2 protein-coding genes are annotated in these 15,289 nt (G+C 75.7%); both read right to left on the bottom strand.

Features of this window, described 5'->3' with window-relative positions; all coding sequences use genetic code 11:
- On the bottom strand, positions 1 to 5,160 hold a 5,160-nt coding region (locus tag IF45_RS0130350), incomplete at its 3' end, for a type I polyketide synthase (protein WP_030310782.1).
- Between the two features lie 102 nt (positions 5,161 to 5,262).
- On the bottom strand, positions 5,263 to 15,289 hold a 10,027-nt coding region (locus tag IF45_RS0130355; protein WP_037638814.1), incomplete at its 5' end, for a type I polyketide synthase.

Raw genomic sequence — 15,289 nt, forward strand, 5'->3', positions numbered from 1 at the left:
AAACGCACGCCCCGGATCCACCGACTGCACACCCGCATGCCCCAACACCACCGCAACCTGACCACGCACCAGATCCAGCAACACCTCACGACGCTCATCTACGCCCAACGCCCCAAGACGCTGCACCAGACCCGCCGCCGCCACCGAACCACCCGCAGCCGCACGACGACCACGCCGCCGCACCAGACCAAGCATCATCGGGTGCAGGTCACCCTGCCCCCGCAGGGCGGCCAGGTCGAGGCGGACAGGGAGGACGACCGGCTCATCGGAGGCCAGGGCCGCGTCGAAGAGGGCGGTTCCCTGCTCGGCGGTCAGCTCGGGCATGCCTGCGCGGGCGACGCGGTTCCGGCTGGTCCCGGAGAGGGTGCCGATCATGCCGGCGTCCTGGGTCCACGGGCCCCAGGCGAGCGAGGTCGCGGGCAGGCCGAGGCTGCGGCGGTGGCGTACCAGGGCGTCGAGGAAGGTGTTGCCGGCCGCGTAGTTGGCCTGGCCGGGGCCGCCGAGGATGCCGGACATCGAGGAGAAGACGACGAAGGCTTCGAGGTCGAGGGCGCGGGTGGCCTCGTGCAGGTTCCACGCGGCGTCCGCCTTCGGGCGCAGCACGCGGGTCACGCGCTCGGCCGTGAGTGATTCCACCGTGCCGTCGTCCAGCACCCCAGCGGAGTGGACCACCGCGCGCACCGGGTGGCGGGCGACCAGCTCCGCGACGGCGGCGGGGTCGGAGACGTCGCACGCCTCGACGGTCACGTGCGCACCGGCCTCGGACAGTTCGGCGACCAGTTGCCCGGCGCCGTCGGCGGCGGCGCCGCTGCGGCTCACCAGCAGCAGGTCCCGCACCCCTCGCTCGACCACCAGGTGCCGGGCGACGATCCGCCCCAGCCCACCCGTACCGCCGGTCAGCAGCACGGTGCCGTCGAGGCTGTCCCAGCGCGGGCCCGTCGTGGTGCCGGAGGTGATCCGGGCCAGTCGCGGAGTGAGCACCTCGCCGTCGCGTGCGGCGGTCTCCGGCTCGCCCGTGGCGACGGCTGCCAGCACGGTCGCGGTGTCGGTGCCGCGTCCCACCTCCATCAGGCCGAAGCGGCCGGGGTGCTCGGAGACGGCGGAGCGCACCAGGCCCCGGAGGGCCGCGTCGGCCAGGTCGCCGCCGTCGACGGCGTCCGAGGTGACGAAGACCAGGCGGGAGTCGGTGAACCGCTCCTGCGCCAGCCACTCCCGCACCAGCTCCAGGCCACGGGCGGCCAGAGCGTGGACGGCGTCCACCACCGCGTCGGGCCGCGTCGCGGCGTCGGGACGCACCCGGACCAGCACCGTCGCCGGTACCTCCTCGGCGGCGGCCAGGGCCTCCAGGTCGGGGAAGGCCACGAACCCGCCGTCCGACAGCCCGTCGGCCCGGAGGACTGCCGCGAGGGCCGTGGACGCGTCGGAATCCCCGAGGACGCCGACCGGACCGGTGTCGGCCGCATCACCAGGTGCCTCGGTCCGGACCCAGTCCACCCGGAAGAGGGCGTCGCGGGTCAGGGCGTCGACACCGGTGGCGTCGGGGGCGACCCGGCGGAGCACCAGGTTCTCGACGCTGGCGACGGGCGCACCGGTGGGGTCGGCGACGGCGACCGTCACGGTCTCGTCGCCGGTCCGGGTCATCCGGACCCGGACCTCCCGGGCGCCGGTGGCGTGCAGGCACACCCCTTCCCAGGAGAACGGGACCACCCCGTGCGCGAGACCGCCCAGGGCCGAGACGTGGAGGGAGGCGTCGAGGAGCGCCGGGTGGAGGCCGTAGGCGGTGGCGTCGCGCTCGGCGGAGTCGGGCAGGGCGACCTCGGCGAAGACGTCGTCGCCCCGGCGCCAGGCGGCGCGCAGGCCCTGGAAGAGCGGCCCGTACCGGTAGCCGCCCTCGGCCATGCGCTCGTACAGGCCGGTGAGGTCGAGGGGTTCGGCGTCGGCGGGGGGCCACACCGAGGTGTCGAACTCCACGGTGCGCTCCCCGGGAGCGAGGACACCGGTGGCGTGCTCGGTCCAGGGCTGGTCGTCGGCGCCCTCGGCGCGGGAGCGGGCCGCGAGGACGCGGCGGCCGGCGGCGTCGGCGGGGCCCACGTGCAGGTGGAGCTGGACGCCGCCCTGCTCGGGCAGGACCAGCGGGGCGGCGAGGGTCAGTTCCTCGACGCGGTCGCAGCCGACCTCGTCGCCGGCGCGGACCGCGAGCTCCACGAAGGCCGTGCCGGGCAGCAGCGCGTTGCCCATGACGACGTGCTCGCCGAGCCAGGGATGGGTGCGCAGGGACAGCCGGGTGGTGAGCAGGAGACCGCCGGAGTCGGAGAGTTCGACGGCGGCGCTGAGCAGGGGGTGGCCGGCGGCGCGCAGGCCGGCGGACTCCACGTCCCCGGCGGGTGCAGGTGCGGGCACGGGCCAGTAGTGCTCGTGCTGGAAGGCGTACGTGGGCAGGTCGACGAGGCGGGCGCCGGTCCCGGCGAGGACGGCGGTCCAGTCGACGGGCGCACCGGTGGCGTGGAGGCGGCCCAGCGCGGCGAGTGCGGTGACCTCCTCGTCACGGTCCTTGCGCAGGAGCGGGACGAGGACGGCGTCCTCACCGGCGCTGGCCCGCGCCATGCCACTGAGCACCCCGTCGGGCCCCAGCTCCACGAACCGCGCGACACCCTCCGCCGCCAGAGCCTGGACACCGTCGTCGAAACGGACGGCCTCGCGGACATGCCGCACCCAGTAGTCAGGCGTGGTCAGTTCACCCGGCTCCGCGATCCGGCCCGAGACGTTCGAGACGACCGGCAGCGAAGGCTCCGCGTACGACAGCCCGGACAGGGCCTCACGGAAGTCAGCGAGCATCGGCTGCATCAGCGGGGAGTGGAAAGCGTGCGACACCCGCAGACGGCTGACCCGACGCCCCTGCTCACGGAACACCTCCGCCACCGCCTCGACCGCGTCGTCGGCGCCCGAGACGACCACCGACGACGGACCGTTGACCGCAGCGACCGACACACCCTCGACAGACTCCAGACGCGGCAACACCTCCGCCTCGGACGCCTCCACAGCCACCATCGCGCCACCCTCCGGCAACGCCTGCATCAGCCGCCCACGAGCAGCCACCAGAACACACGCATCCGCCAGCGAGAACACACCCGCCACATGCGCAGCCGCCACCTCACCGATCGAATGACCGGCAACGAACTCCGGCCGCACACCCCACGACTCGACCAGCCGGAACAACGCCACCTCAACGGCGAAGAGCCCCGCCTGCGCGTACGCCGTCCCGTCCAGCACCGACGTATCGTCGCCCCAGACCACCTCACGCAGCGGGCGCTCCAGGTGCTCGTCCAGCCCGGCGCAGACCGCGTCGAACGCCTCCGCGAACACCGGGAAACGCTCGTACAGCCCACGCCCCATCCCCAGACGCTGCGACCCCTGCCCCGAAAACAGGAACGCGGTGGAGGCGCTGCGGACGGCGTCCTCCAGGACAGCGGGGTGGGGTTCGTCGGCGGCGAGGGAGGTGAGAGCTGCTTCGGTGGTTCCGGGGTCGGTGGCGAGGACGACCGCGCGGTGCGGGAGCGGGGCGCGGCTGGTGGCGAGGGAGAGGGCGATGTCCGCCGGGCGCGGGGACTCGGCACCGGTGTGGTCGGTGAGGTGGGCCAGGAGTCGTGCCGCCTGGGCGCGTAGCGCGGTCTGCGAACGGGCGGAGAGGAGCCAGGGGGTGACCGCCGGGTCGGTGGCCGTCACCGGTTCGGCGGGGGTGGCGTCCTGAGGGGTGTCCTCGGCCCCGGCGGGTTCGGGGGTGGCCTGTTCGAGCAGGACGTGGGCGTTGGTGCCGCTGATGCCGAAGGCGGAGACGCCGGCCCGGCGGGGACGGTCGGCGTCGGGCCAGTCGACGGCCTCGGTGAGGAGTTCGACGGCGCCGGCCGTCCAGTCGACGTGCGGGGTGGGGGTGTCGACGTGGAGGGTGGCGGGCAGCAGGCCGTGCCGGATGGCCATGACCATCTTGATGGCGCCGGCGACACCGGCGGCGGCCTGGGCGTGGCCGATGTTCGACTTGATGCCGCCCAGCCGCAGCGGGCGGTCCTCCGGGCGGTTCTGGCCGTAGGTGGCGAGGAGTGCCTGGGCCTCGATGGGGTCGCCCAGGGTGGTGCCGGTGCCGTGTGCCTCGACGGCGTCGACCTGGTCGGCGGCGAGGCGGGCGTCGGCGAGCGCGGCCTCGATGACGCGGCGCTGGGAGGGCCCGTTGGGCGCGGTGAGGCGGCTGCTGGCACCGTCCTGGTTGACGGCGGTGCCGCGGACGACGGCGAGGACGGGGTGGCCGTTGCGGCGGGCGTCGGAGAGCCGCTCGACGAGCAGCACGCCGACGCCTTCGCCCCAGGAGGTGCCGTCGGCGGCCTCGGCGAAGGGCTTGCAGCGGCCGTCGGTGGCGAGGCCGCGCTGGCGGGAGAACTCGGTGAAGAGTTCGGTGGTCGGCATCATGGCGACGCCGCCGGCGAGGGCGAGGGAGCACTCGCCCGCGCGCAGGGCGCGGACCGCGAGGTGCAGGGCGACCAGGGACGAGGAGCAGGCGGTGTCGACGGTGACCGCCGGGCCCTCCAGGCCGAGGGTGTAGGAGATCCGGCCGGAGAGGACGCTCATGGCGCCGCCGGTGAGGTTGTGGCCCTCGGTCTCCTCGGCGGTGCGGGCCAGGGAGCCGTAGTTGGTGTCGGCGCCGCCGACGAAGACGCCGGTGTCGGTGTTGCGCAGGGAGGCGGGGCTGATGCGGGCGCGCTCCACGGCCTCCCAGGCGGTTTCCAGGAGCAGGCGCTGCTGGGGGTCCATGGCGAGGGCTTCGCGCGGGGCGATGCCGAACAGGTCCGCGTCGAAGTCGGCCGCGCCTTCGAGGAAGCCGCCCTCACGGACGTAGCTCTTGCCGGGGGTGCCCGGGTCCGGGTCGTAGAGGCCGTCCAGGTCCCAGCCACGGTCCGCGGGGAGGGGGCCGATGGCGTCGGTGCCGTCGGCGACCAGCTGCCACAGGTCCTCCGGGGAGCGGACACCGCCGGGGAACCGGCAGGCCATGCCGATGACGGCGATGGGCTCGCTCTCCCGTGCCTCGACCGTCTCCAGCCGCTGCCGGGTGCGGCGAAGGTCGGTGGTGACCTTCTTGAGGTAGTCGCGGAGCTTGGCTTCGGAGCTTGCCATGGGGTGGATCCTCTGAATTCGGGAAGGACGCGGTGGCCGGGGCGGGGGGACGGGAGCGGTGGCCGCCGGCGCGCTCGTGGACGCGCCGGCGGCCAGGCGCCGTCAGGCGAGCCCGAGTTCGTTGTCGATGAGGTCGAACATCTCGTCGTCCGTGGTGGTGTCGAGGTCGGAGTCGTCGTCGGGCTCGTCGGCGCCCTGGGAGGTGGCGTCGAGCTTCCACCCGAGGGCCTTGAGTCGCTGCGCCAGGCGGGCGCGGTCCTGGTCGTCGAGGGCGGCGCCGCCGACGGCGGCCTCCAGGGCGGCAAGTTCGGCGAAGACGGCCTGGTCGGGCTCGCCGGTGGCTGTGCCGAGTTCGGTCTGGAGGTGGCGTACGAGGGCAGCCGGGTCCGGGTGGTCGAAGATCAGGGTGGTGGGCAGGGAGAGCCCGGTGTCGGCGTTGAGCCGGTTGCGGAGTTCGACCGCGGTCAGCGAGGACATCCCGAGGTCGAGGAAGCCGCGGTCCGCGTCGAGGGACGCGGCGGAGGCGTGGCCGAGGACGGCGGCGAGGTGACCGAGGACCGTACGGTGCAGCAGCGCCCGCTGCTGGGGGCCGCTGAGTCCGGCCAGCCGCTCACGGAGGTCCGCCGGAGCACCGGTGGCCGCGCCGGGCCCGGAGTCGGCGGCGCGTCGTACGGCCGGGCGGGCCAGGGCCCGCAGCAGCGGCGGCGCCTCGTCGGCGCGCAGGGTGCGGGTGTCGAGCCGTACGGGGACGAGGTGGGCGGTGTCCAGGGCGGTGCTCGCGTCGAGGAGGGCGAGCCCCTGTCCGGCGGTGAGGGGGCGGATGCCGGAGCGTTCCAGGCGGGCCAGGCCGGTGGTGTCGAGGGCGCCGGTCAGGTCGCTGCGGTCCTCCCAGAGGCCCCAGGCGAGGGAGTGCGCGGGCAGGCCGCTCGCCCGGCGGTGTTGCGCGAGGGCGTCGAGGAAGGCGTTGGCGGCCGCGTAGTTGGCCTGGCCGGGGCCACCGGCGACGCCCGCGTAGGAGGAGAACATCACGAACGCGGTGAGTTTGGTGTCGCGGGTGAGCTCGTGGAGGTGCCAGGCGGCGTCGGCCTTGGGCCGCAGGACGTGGGCGACGCGGTCGGCGGTGAGGCCGTCCAGTGTGCCGTCGTCCAGGACACCGGCCGTGTGGACGACGGCGGTCAGGGGGTGTTCGGCCGGTACGGCGTCGAGGACGCCGGCCAGTTGCTCGCGCTCGGCGACGTCGCAGGCGACGATCTCTGCCTCGGCGCCGAGCGCGGCGAGTTCCTCGCGCAGGGCCGCAGCTCCGGGGGCGCCGGGCCCGCGACGGCTGGTGAGCAGCAGGTGGCGTACGCCGTGGCGGGTGACGAGGTGACGGGCGACGAGGGCGCCGAGGGTGCCGGTTCCGCCCGTGATCAGCACGGTGCCGGCGCCGGTTCCCTCGCCCCACGGAGCGGTGGCGGCGGGCGCGGGGGCGCCCTCCGGGTGACCGGCGGGGACCAGGCGCGGCACGGTGACGGTGCCGGCCCGTACGGCGAACTGGTGCTCGCCGGTGCGCGCGGCCGCCTCGGCGGCGGCGATCAGGGTGTCGGCGGCGCTGTCCTCTCCGGTGTCGCCGGGGGCGGGGTCGAGGTCGGCCAGGAGGAAGCGTCCGGGGTGCTCGGTCTGGGCGGAGCGGAGCAGGCCCCAGGCGGTGGCGTCGGCGAGGCCGGGGACGGTGTCGTCCGGGCCGGTGGCGACGGCGCCCTCGGTGACCAGGAGGAGCCGGGCGCCGGCCAGGCGCGGCTCCCGGAGCCAGGCGGTGGACAGCTCCAGGGCACGGGACGCGGAGGTGTGCGCGGCCCTCGTCGGGTCCTCGCCGCTGTCGTGGCCGTGGAAGGCGACGACCAGGGCGGGAGGTGCGGCCTCGTCGTTGTCGAGGGCGGTGGTGAGGGCGGCCAGGTCGGGGTGGCGCTGGACGGTGGCGCCGCTGCGTTCGAGGGCGGCGGTGAGCCGTCCGGGGGCACCGATGACGGCCCACGGACCGTGTGGTTCGGGGGTGGCGGAGGAGGTTGTGTCGGTCCACGGGAGCCAGGCGACCCGGTGCGGGGCGTCGGGGCCGGCGGTGGCGGGGAGCCGGTCGGGGCCGGCCGGACGGGTCACGGCGGTGCCGGTGAGGACGAGGTCGCCTGCGGCGTCGCGGGCTTCGACGCTCCAGGTGGCGTCGTCCCCCGGGGTGAGGCGTACGCGGAGCCTGCTGGCGCCGGTGGCGTGCACGGTGACGTCCCGCCAGGCGGCGGGCAGGACCGGTGCGGTGGCCTCCTCGGTGGTCGCGGCGAGGGCGAGCGGGGTCTGCAGGAGCGCCGGGTGGAGGCGGAAGCGCGCCGCGTCGGCGTGTGCGGTGTCGGGAAGTGCGACCTCGGCGAGGACGTCGGTGCCGGCGCGCCACAGGGAGCGCACCGTGTCGAAGGGCGCGGCGAGGTCGAGGCCGCGGTCCTCGGCGAGGGCGCGCACGGGGGCGGGGTCGCCCGCGACGGCGTCGGCGGGCGGCCAGGTTCCGGAAGCCTGCGGGGTGGTGGTGGGCCGGTCGGTGAGGGCGCCGGTCGCGTTCCGCGTCCAGGGGGTGGCGGGCTCACCGGCGTCGGCGGCGTGGAGCCTTGAGTGGACGGAGAACGGCCGGGAGTCGGTGTCGGCGGCGGAGACGGTGAGCTGGATCTCGACGTGCCCCTCCTCGGGCACGACGAGCGGGCTGTGCTCGTCGAGTGTGGCGACCACGGGCAGGCCGGTCTCGTCGCCGGCCCGGACCGCCCAGTCCAGCAGGGCGGTGGTGGGGACGACGGCGGCGCCGTGGGTCCGGTGGGCGTCCAGCCAGGGCTGGGTGGTGAGGGACAGGGAACCGCTGAGGACGGCTCCGCCGTCGGCCAGGCGGACGACGGTGTCGAGGCCGGCCGGGTCGCCCTGGGGGGTGCCGGCGTCCAGCCAGTACCGCCGGCGCTGGAAGGCGTAGGTCGGCAGGTCGACGGCGGTGCCGTGGGACACGGCGGGGCGCCAGTCGACGGGGACGCCTTCGACGTGGGCGGCGGCGAGGGCGGTCAGGACACGGGCGGGGCCGCCGTCGTCGCGGCGCAGCGAGCCGAGGGCCACCGCGTCGGCCCCGAGGGCGGCGACGGTGTCCTCGATGCCGACGGTGAGCACCGGGTGCGGGCCGCACTCGACGAAGACGTCGTGGCCCTGCTCGACGAGGGCCCGCAGGGACTCCTCCAGGCGGACGGTGCCGCGCAGGTTGCGGTGCCAGTAGGCGGCGCCGAGTCCGGTGCCGGGGTGCCAGTCCGCGGTGACGGTGGAGAAGAAGGGGATGTCGCCGTCGCGGGGCTCGATGCCGTCGAGGGCGGCGGGCAGGCTCTCGGCGAGCCGGTCGACGTGGGCCGAGTGGGAGGCGTAGTCGACGGGGACGCGGCGGGCGCGGACGCCCTGTTCCTCGCAGGCGGCGAGGAGGGTGTCGAGGCCGCCGGTGTCGCCGGAGACCACGACGGAGGAGGGGCCGTTGACGGCGGCGACGCAGACGCCGGGCAGATCGGCGAGGAGGGCGGTCACCTCGTCGTGCGGGGCGGTGACGGCCACCATGCCGCCGTGTCCGGAGAGTTCGCGGGCGATGGCCCGGCTGCGGACCGCGACGATCCTGGCGGCGTCGGCGAGGGAGAGGGCCCCGGCGACGGCGGCCGCGGCGATCTCGCCCTGGGAGTGGCCGAGGACGGCGGCCGGACGCAGGCCGTGGGCGCGCCACACCTCGGCGAGGGCGACCATCACGGCCCAGGTGACGGGCTGGACGACGTCGACGCGGTCGAGGGCGGGGGCACCCTCCTCCTGGCGCAGGACGGCGGTCAGGGACCAGTCGACGTACGGGGCGAGCGCCTCCTCGCAGGCGGCGACGCGGTCGGCGAAGGCGGGGCTGGCGTCGAGGAGTTCGGCGCCCATGCCGGCCCACTGGGAGCCCTGTCCGGGGAAGACGAGGACGGTCCGGCGGTCGCGTCCGGCTCCCCGGCCGCCGGTCACCACGTGGGCGGCGGGGCTGCCCTCGGCGAGGGCGGCGAGGCCGGCGCGGAAGTCGCCGGTGGCGCTCCCGACGACGACGGCCCGCTTCTCCAGCTGGGCGCGGCGCGTGACCAGGGTGTGGGCGATGTCGGCGGGGTCGGTCCCGGGGTGGGCGTCGAGGTGGGTGAGGAGGGCCTTGGCCTGGCCGCGCAGGGCGGCCTCGCTGCGGGCGGACAGCACCCACGGCAGGGGCATGGGGCGGGTCTCCGTCGCGTCGGCGCCGGTGGGCTCCGGCTCGCCGCCGTCCGGGCCGGGGACGGCGGGGGCCTCCTCCAGGATGACGTGGGCGTTGGTGCCGCTGATGCCGAAGGAGGAGACGGCGGCGCGGCGCGGGCGGGAGGCGGAGGGCTCGGGCCACGCGGTGGCCTCGGTCAGCAGGCGCACGCCCGAGTCCGCCCAGTCGACGTGCGGGGTCGGCGCGTCGATGTGCAGGCTCTCGGGGAGCAGGCGGTGGCGCAGGGCCAGCACCATCTTCATCACCCCGGCGACACCGGCCGCGGCCTGGGTGTGGCCGAGGTTGGACTTGACGGAGCCGAGGAACAGCGGGTGGCCGCCGTCCCGGTCGCGGCCGTACGTGGCGAGGAGGGCCTGGGCCTCGATCGGGTCGCCGAGGCGGGTCCCCGTGCCGTGCGCCTCGACGGCGTCGACCTCGGCGGCGCCGACACCCGCGTCGGCGAGGGCCTGGCGGATCACCCGCTGCTGGGCGGGGCCGTTGGGGGCGCTGAGGCCGTTGCTGGCACCGTCCTGGTTGACGGCGGAGCCCCGGACCACGGCGAGGACCTGGTGGCCGTTGCGGCGGGCGTCGGAGAGCCGCTCGACGAGGATCAGGCCGACGCCCTCGGAGAAGCCGGTGCCGTCGGCGGCCTCGGCGAAGGGCTTGCAGCGGCCGTCGGCGGCGAGGCCGCGCTGCCGGGAGAAGTCCACGATGATCTCGGGCGAGGACATGACGGTGACGCCGCCCGCCAGGGCCATGGTGCATTCGCCGCGTCGCAGGGCCTGCAGCGCCATGTGCAGCGCGACGAGGGAGGAGGAGCAGGCGGTGTCGACGGTGACGGCCGGGCCCTCCAGGCCGAGGGTGTAGGAGACGCGGCCGGAGACGATGCTGTTGGCGTTGCCGTTGTTGACGTATCCGGCGATCTCGTCGGGGACGTGGGTGACGCGCTTGAGGTAGTCGCTGGAGGAGAGGCCGGCGAAGACGCCGGTGCGGCTGCCGCGTACCGAGCGGGGGTCGATGCCGGCGCGTTCGAAGGTCTCCCAGGCCGTCTCCAGGAGGAGGCGCTGCTGCGGGTCCATGGCGAGCGCCTCGCGGGGGGAGATGCCGAAGAAGTCGGCGTCGAAGTCGGCGGCGTCGTGGAGGAAGCCGCCCTCGCGGGTGCGGGAGCTGCCCTGGCCCTCGGGGACGGAGTCGTAGAGGCGGGCGAGGTCCCAGCCGCGGTCGTCGGGGAAGGGCGCGACGGCGTCGGCGCCGTCGGCCAGCAGCCGCCACAGGTCCTCGGGCGAGTGGATGTCGCCGGGGAGGCGGCAGGCCATGCCGACGATGGCGAAGGGGTCGTCGTCGCCGGGCGCGGCGGGAGCGGGTGCGGGCGCGGCGGGGAGCGCCGCCGGGGTGCCGTCGGAGAGTTCACCGTCGAGGTGGGCGGCGAGGGCGGCGACGGTCGGGTGGTCGAAGACGAGGGTGGCGGGCAGCCGCAGACCGGTGGCGGCGCTGAGGCGGTTGCGCAGTTCGACGGCGGTCAGCGAGTCGAAGCCGAGGTCGCGGAAGGCGCGGCCGGCGTGGAACGGCTCGGTGTCGTCGTGGCCGAGGACGGCGGCCGCGTGGGCACCGACCAGGTCGCGCAGGGTGCTGAGCCGGTCCTCGGCGGAACGGCCGGCCAGGCGGGCGCGCAGGCCGTCGGTACCGGCGGCGGCGCCGGCCTCGGCGGTGCGCCGGACCGGGCCCCGGTACAGGGCGCGCAGCAGGGGCGGGACCTCGTCGCCGGAGGCGCGCAGCTGTCCGGTCTCCAGGCGGACCGGCACCAGGTGGGGGCGCTGCTCGGCGAGGGCGGCGTCGAAGAGGACCATGCCGTCGGCGGCGGAGAGCGGCAGGACGCCGGAGCGGCGCACCCGGGCGAGGTCGGTGTCGTCGAGCTGTCCGGTCAGGGCGCTGGTGTCGGCCCACAGGCCCCAGGAGAGGGAGGTGGTGGGCAGGCCGTCGGCCCGGCGCCGGTGGGCGAGGGCGTCGAGGTAGGTGTTGGCGGCGGCGTAGTTGGCCTGTCCGGCGTTGCCGAAGACGCCGGCGCCCGCGGAGAACAGCACCAGGTCCGCGAGGTCGAGGTCGCGGGTGAGGCGGTGCAGGTGGCGGGCGGCGTCGGCCTTCGGGGCGAGGACGGTGCGCAGCCGGTCGGGGGTGAGGGATTCGAGGACGCCGTCGTCGAGGACGCCCGCGGCGTGGACGACGGCGGTCAGCGGGTGCTCGGCGGGGACGGCGGCGAGCACCGCGGCGAGGGCGTCGGCGTCGGCCGCGTCGCAGGCGGCGAGGGTGACCTCGGCGCCCAGCTCCCGCAGCTCGGCGGCGAGTTCCCCGGCGCCGGGGGTGTCGGGGCCCCGGCGGCCGGTGAGGACGAGGTGGCGCATGCCGTGGCGGGTGACGAGGTGGCGGGCGAGGATGCCGCCGAGGACACCGGCGCCGCCGGTGACCAGGACGGTGCCCTCGGGGTCCCAGGCGCGCGGCAGGGTGAGCACGATCTTGCCGTAGTGCTTGGCCTGGGCCATGTGGCGGAAGGCTTCGCGGGCGTGCCGCACGTCCCAGGTGACGGTGGGCAGGGGCCGCAGGGCTCCGGAGGCGAAGAGTTCCGACAGGTCGCGGAACATCTCCTGGATGCGGTCCTCACCGGCCTCACGCAGTTCGTACGCCTGGTAGAGGGCGGCGGCGGGGTGGTCGCGGAGGACCTGCCCGGGATCGCGGACATCGGTCTTGCCCATGTCGACGAGGCGTCCGCCGGGGGCGAGCAGCCGCAGGGAGGCGTCGATGTAGTCGCCGGCCAGGGAGTTGAGGACGACGTCGACGCCACGGCCGCCGCTGGTGGCGCGGAAGCGGTCCTCGAAGGCGAGGGTGCGGGAGGAGGCGAGGTGGGCGTCGTCCCAGCCGTCGGCGCGCAGCAGGGTGCGCTTGTGGTCGCCGGCGGTGCCGTAGACCTCGGCGCCCCAGTGGCGGGCGAGCTGGGCGGCGGCCATGCCGACACCGCCGGCGGCGGCGTGGACGAGGACGGACTCGCCGGAGTCGAGGTGGGCGAGGTCGCGCAGTCCGTAGTAGGCGGTGAGGAAGGCGACGGGGACGGAGGCGGCCTGCGCCCAGGTCCAGCCGTCGGGTACGGGGGCGAGCATGCGGGCGTCGGCGACGGCGCGGGGGGCGAAGCCGCCGGAGACCAGGCCCATGACGCGGTCGCCCGGGGCGAAGCCGGTGACTCCCTCGCCGACGGCGGTGACCACACCGGCCGCCTCGGCGCCGAGGAGCACGGCGGGGCCGGGGTACATGCCGAGGGTGTTGAGGACGTCGCGGAAGTTCAGTCCGGCGGCACGTACCTCGATCACCACCTCGCCGGCGGCGGGCTCCTCGGCCGCCCCGGGGGCGGCGACGAGGTCCAGCCGGTCGACGGATCCCTTCTCGAGGATGTCGAGGCGCCAGTTCCCGGTCCCCTCGGGCACGGTGAGGGCGTCGGAGGTACGGGGCCGGACCAGGCGCGGCGCGTACGCGGCGCCCTGGCGGAGGGCGAGTTGCGGCTCACCGGCGGCGAGTGCGGCCGGCAGGGCGAGCCAGGAGTCGTCGTGGACGTCGAGGTCCGCCAGGACGAGGCGGCCCGGGTGCTGGGACTGGGCGGACCGCACCAGGCCCCAGACGGCGGCGCCGGGCAGGTCGTGGGCGGGGTCGGCGGGGCCGGTGGGGACGGCGCCGCGGGTGACGACGACCAGCGGAACGCCCTCGGTGGTCTCGTCGGCGAGCCAGCTCTGGACGGTGGCGAGCACGTCGTCGAGGACGGCGTCCGGGACGCCCGGCTCGGCGTCGGGCGCGGCGGCCGTGCCCGACGCGGCGGCCCCGGCGAACAGCAGGACGGCGTCCGGCCGGTGACCGGTGGCCTCGGTGTGCTCGGCCAGTGCGCCGGGGGTGGCGAAGGCGGGCAGTGTGGTTCCGCTGCCGTCGGGTGCGGTGACCGGGTCGGCCGGGGTGCCGAGGACGGCCCAGCCGGTGGCGGCCGGGACGGCGGCGGGCGGCGTGACCGGTGTCCAGTCGAGGCGGAACAGCCAGTCGCGGGCGGCGCGGGCGGACGGATCGAGGGTGTCCGGCGCGATCTCGCGTACGGCCAGGGCGTCGATGGTGGCGACGGGGGCGCCGGTCGGGTCGGTGAGCTGGACGGAGATGGCGTCCTGCCCTGCCGGGGAGACGCGGACGCGCAGTGCGGTCGCTCCGGCGGCGTGCAGGCAGACCCCGCTCCAGGTGAACGGGACGACCGTGCGCCCGGCGCTGCCGGGGGCGAGGTGGGCGGCGTGCAGGGCGGCGTCGAGGAGCGCGGGGTGGATGCCGAACCGTCCGGCGTCACCGCGGACCTGCTCGGGCAGGACGACCTCGGCGTAGAGGTCCTCTCCGCGGCTCCAGGTGGCGCGTACGCCCTGGAAGACGGGCCCGAACTCGTAGCCACGGCCGACGAGCAGCTCGTAGAAGCCCTCGGCGGCGACGGCGGTGGCGCCGGGGGGCGGCCAGGCGGTGAACTCCTCGGGCCGGTCGACGGCGGGGGCGCCGGGCTCGGTGAGGGTGCCCTGGGCGCGGAGCGTCCAGAGGTCCTCGGTGGCGCCGTCGGGGCCGGTGGTGCGGGTGTGGACGGTGACGGGACGGCGGCCGGAGGCGTCGGGTTCGCCGACGCCGATCTGGACCTGTGCCTCGCCGCGGTCCTGGAGGACCACGGGGGCCTGGAGGGCCAGTTCCTCGATCCGGCCGCAGCCGAGGACGTCTCCGGCCCGGATCACGGACTCCACGAGCGCGGTTCCGGGGACGATCACGGTGCCGGACACCGCGTGGTCCGCGAGCCAGGGGTGGGTACGCAGCGACCACCGTGCCGTGGCCACCAGGCCGTCGCCGCCCGCGAGTTCGACGGAGGCACCGAGCAGGGGGTGGTCGGGCGAGTCGAGGCCGGCCGAGCTGACGTCACCGCCCAGCTCGGCGAAACGCGGCCAGTAGTGCTGCCGCTGGAAGGCATACGTGGGGAGGTCGACGTGACGGGGCCGGGTGCCCGCGTAATGCGTCTCCCAGTCCACCTCGGCGCCCAGCGCCCACGCCTCACCCAGCGACAGCGCGAACCGCTCCAGACCACCCTCGTCACGCCGCAGTGTGCCGACAACGCCGGCCTGCACGCCCGCGTCCTCGATGGTCTCCTGCACCCCGGTCGCCACCACCGGATGCGCACTCACCTCCACGAACACCCGGAACCCGTCGGCCAGCAACGCACGCGTCCCCGCCTCGAACTCCACCGTCCCCCGCAGATTCCGGTACCAGTACCCGGCGTCCAGACCAGCGGTGTCGATCACTCCACCCGACAACGTCGAGTAGAACGGCACATCACACGAACGCGGCGCCACCGGCGCCAGAAGCCCGGCAAGCTCCTCCTCGATCCGCTCCACATGCACGGAGTGCGACGCGTAGTCCACCGCCACCCGACGCGCCCGCACACCCGACGCGTCACACACGGCCACGAACTCGTCCAACGCCCCCGCATCACCCGACACCACCACCGACGACGGCCCGTTCACCGCCGCCACACCGATCCGCCCCTCCCAGCCCGCCAGCAGACCACGAACCTCGTCCACGTTCCTTGCGACCGACACCATGCCGCCCAGACCCGACAACGCACGCAACGCACGCGACCGCAACGCCACCACACGCGCCCCGTCCTCCAACGACAGACCACCCGCCACCACCGCAGCCGCGATCTCCCCCTGCGAATGACCGATCACCGCACCCGGCTCCACACCCTGAGCCCGCCACACCTCCGCCAACGACACCATCACCGCCCACAACACCGGCTGCACCACATCC

Source organism: Streptomyces albidoflavus, assembly GCF_000719955.1.
Taxonomy (GTDB): Bacteria; Actinomycetota; Actinomycetes; order Streptomycetales; family Streptomycetaceae; genus Streptomyces; species Streptomyces albidoflavus.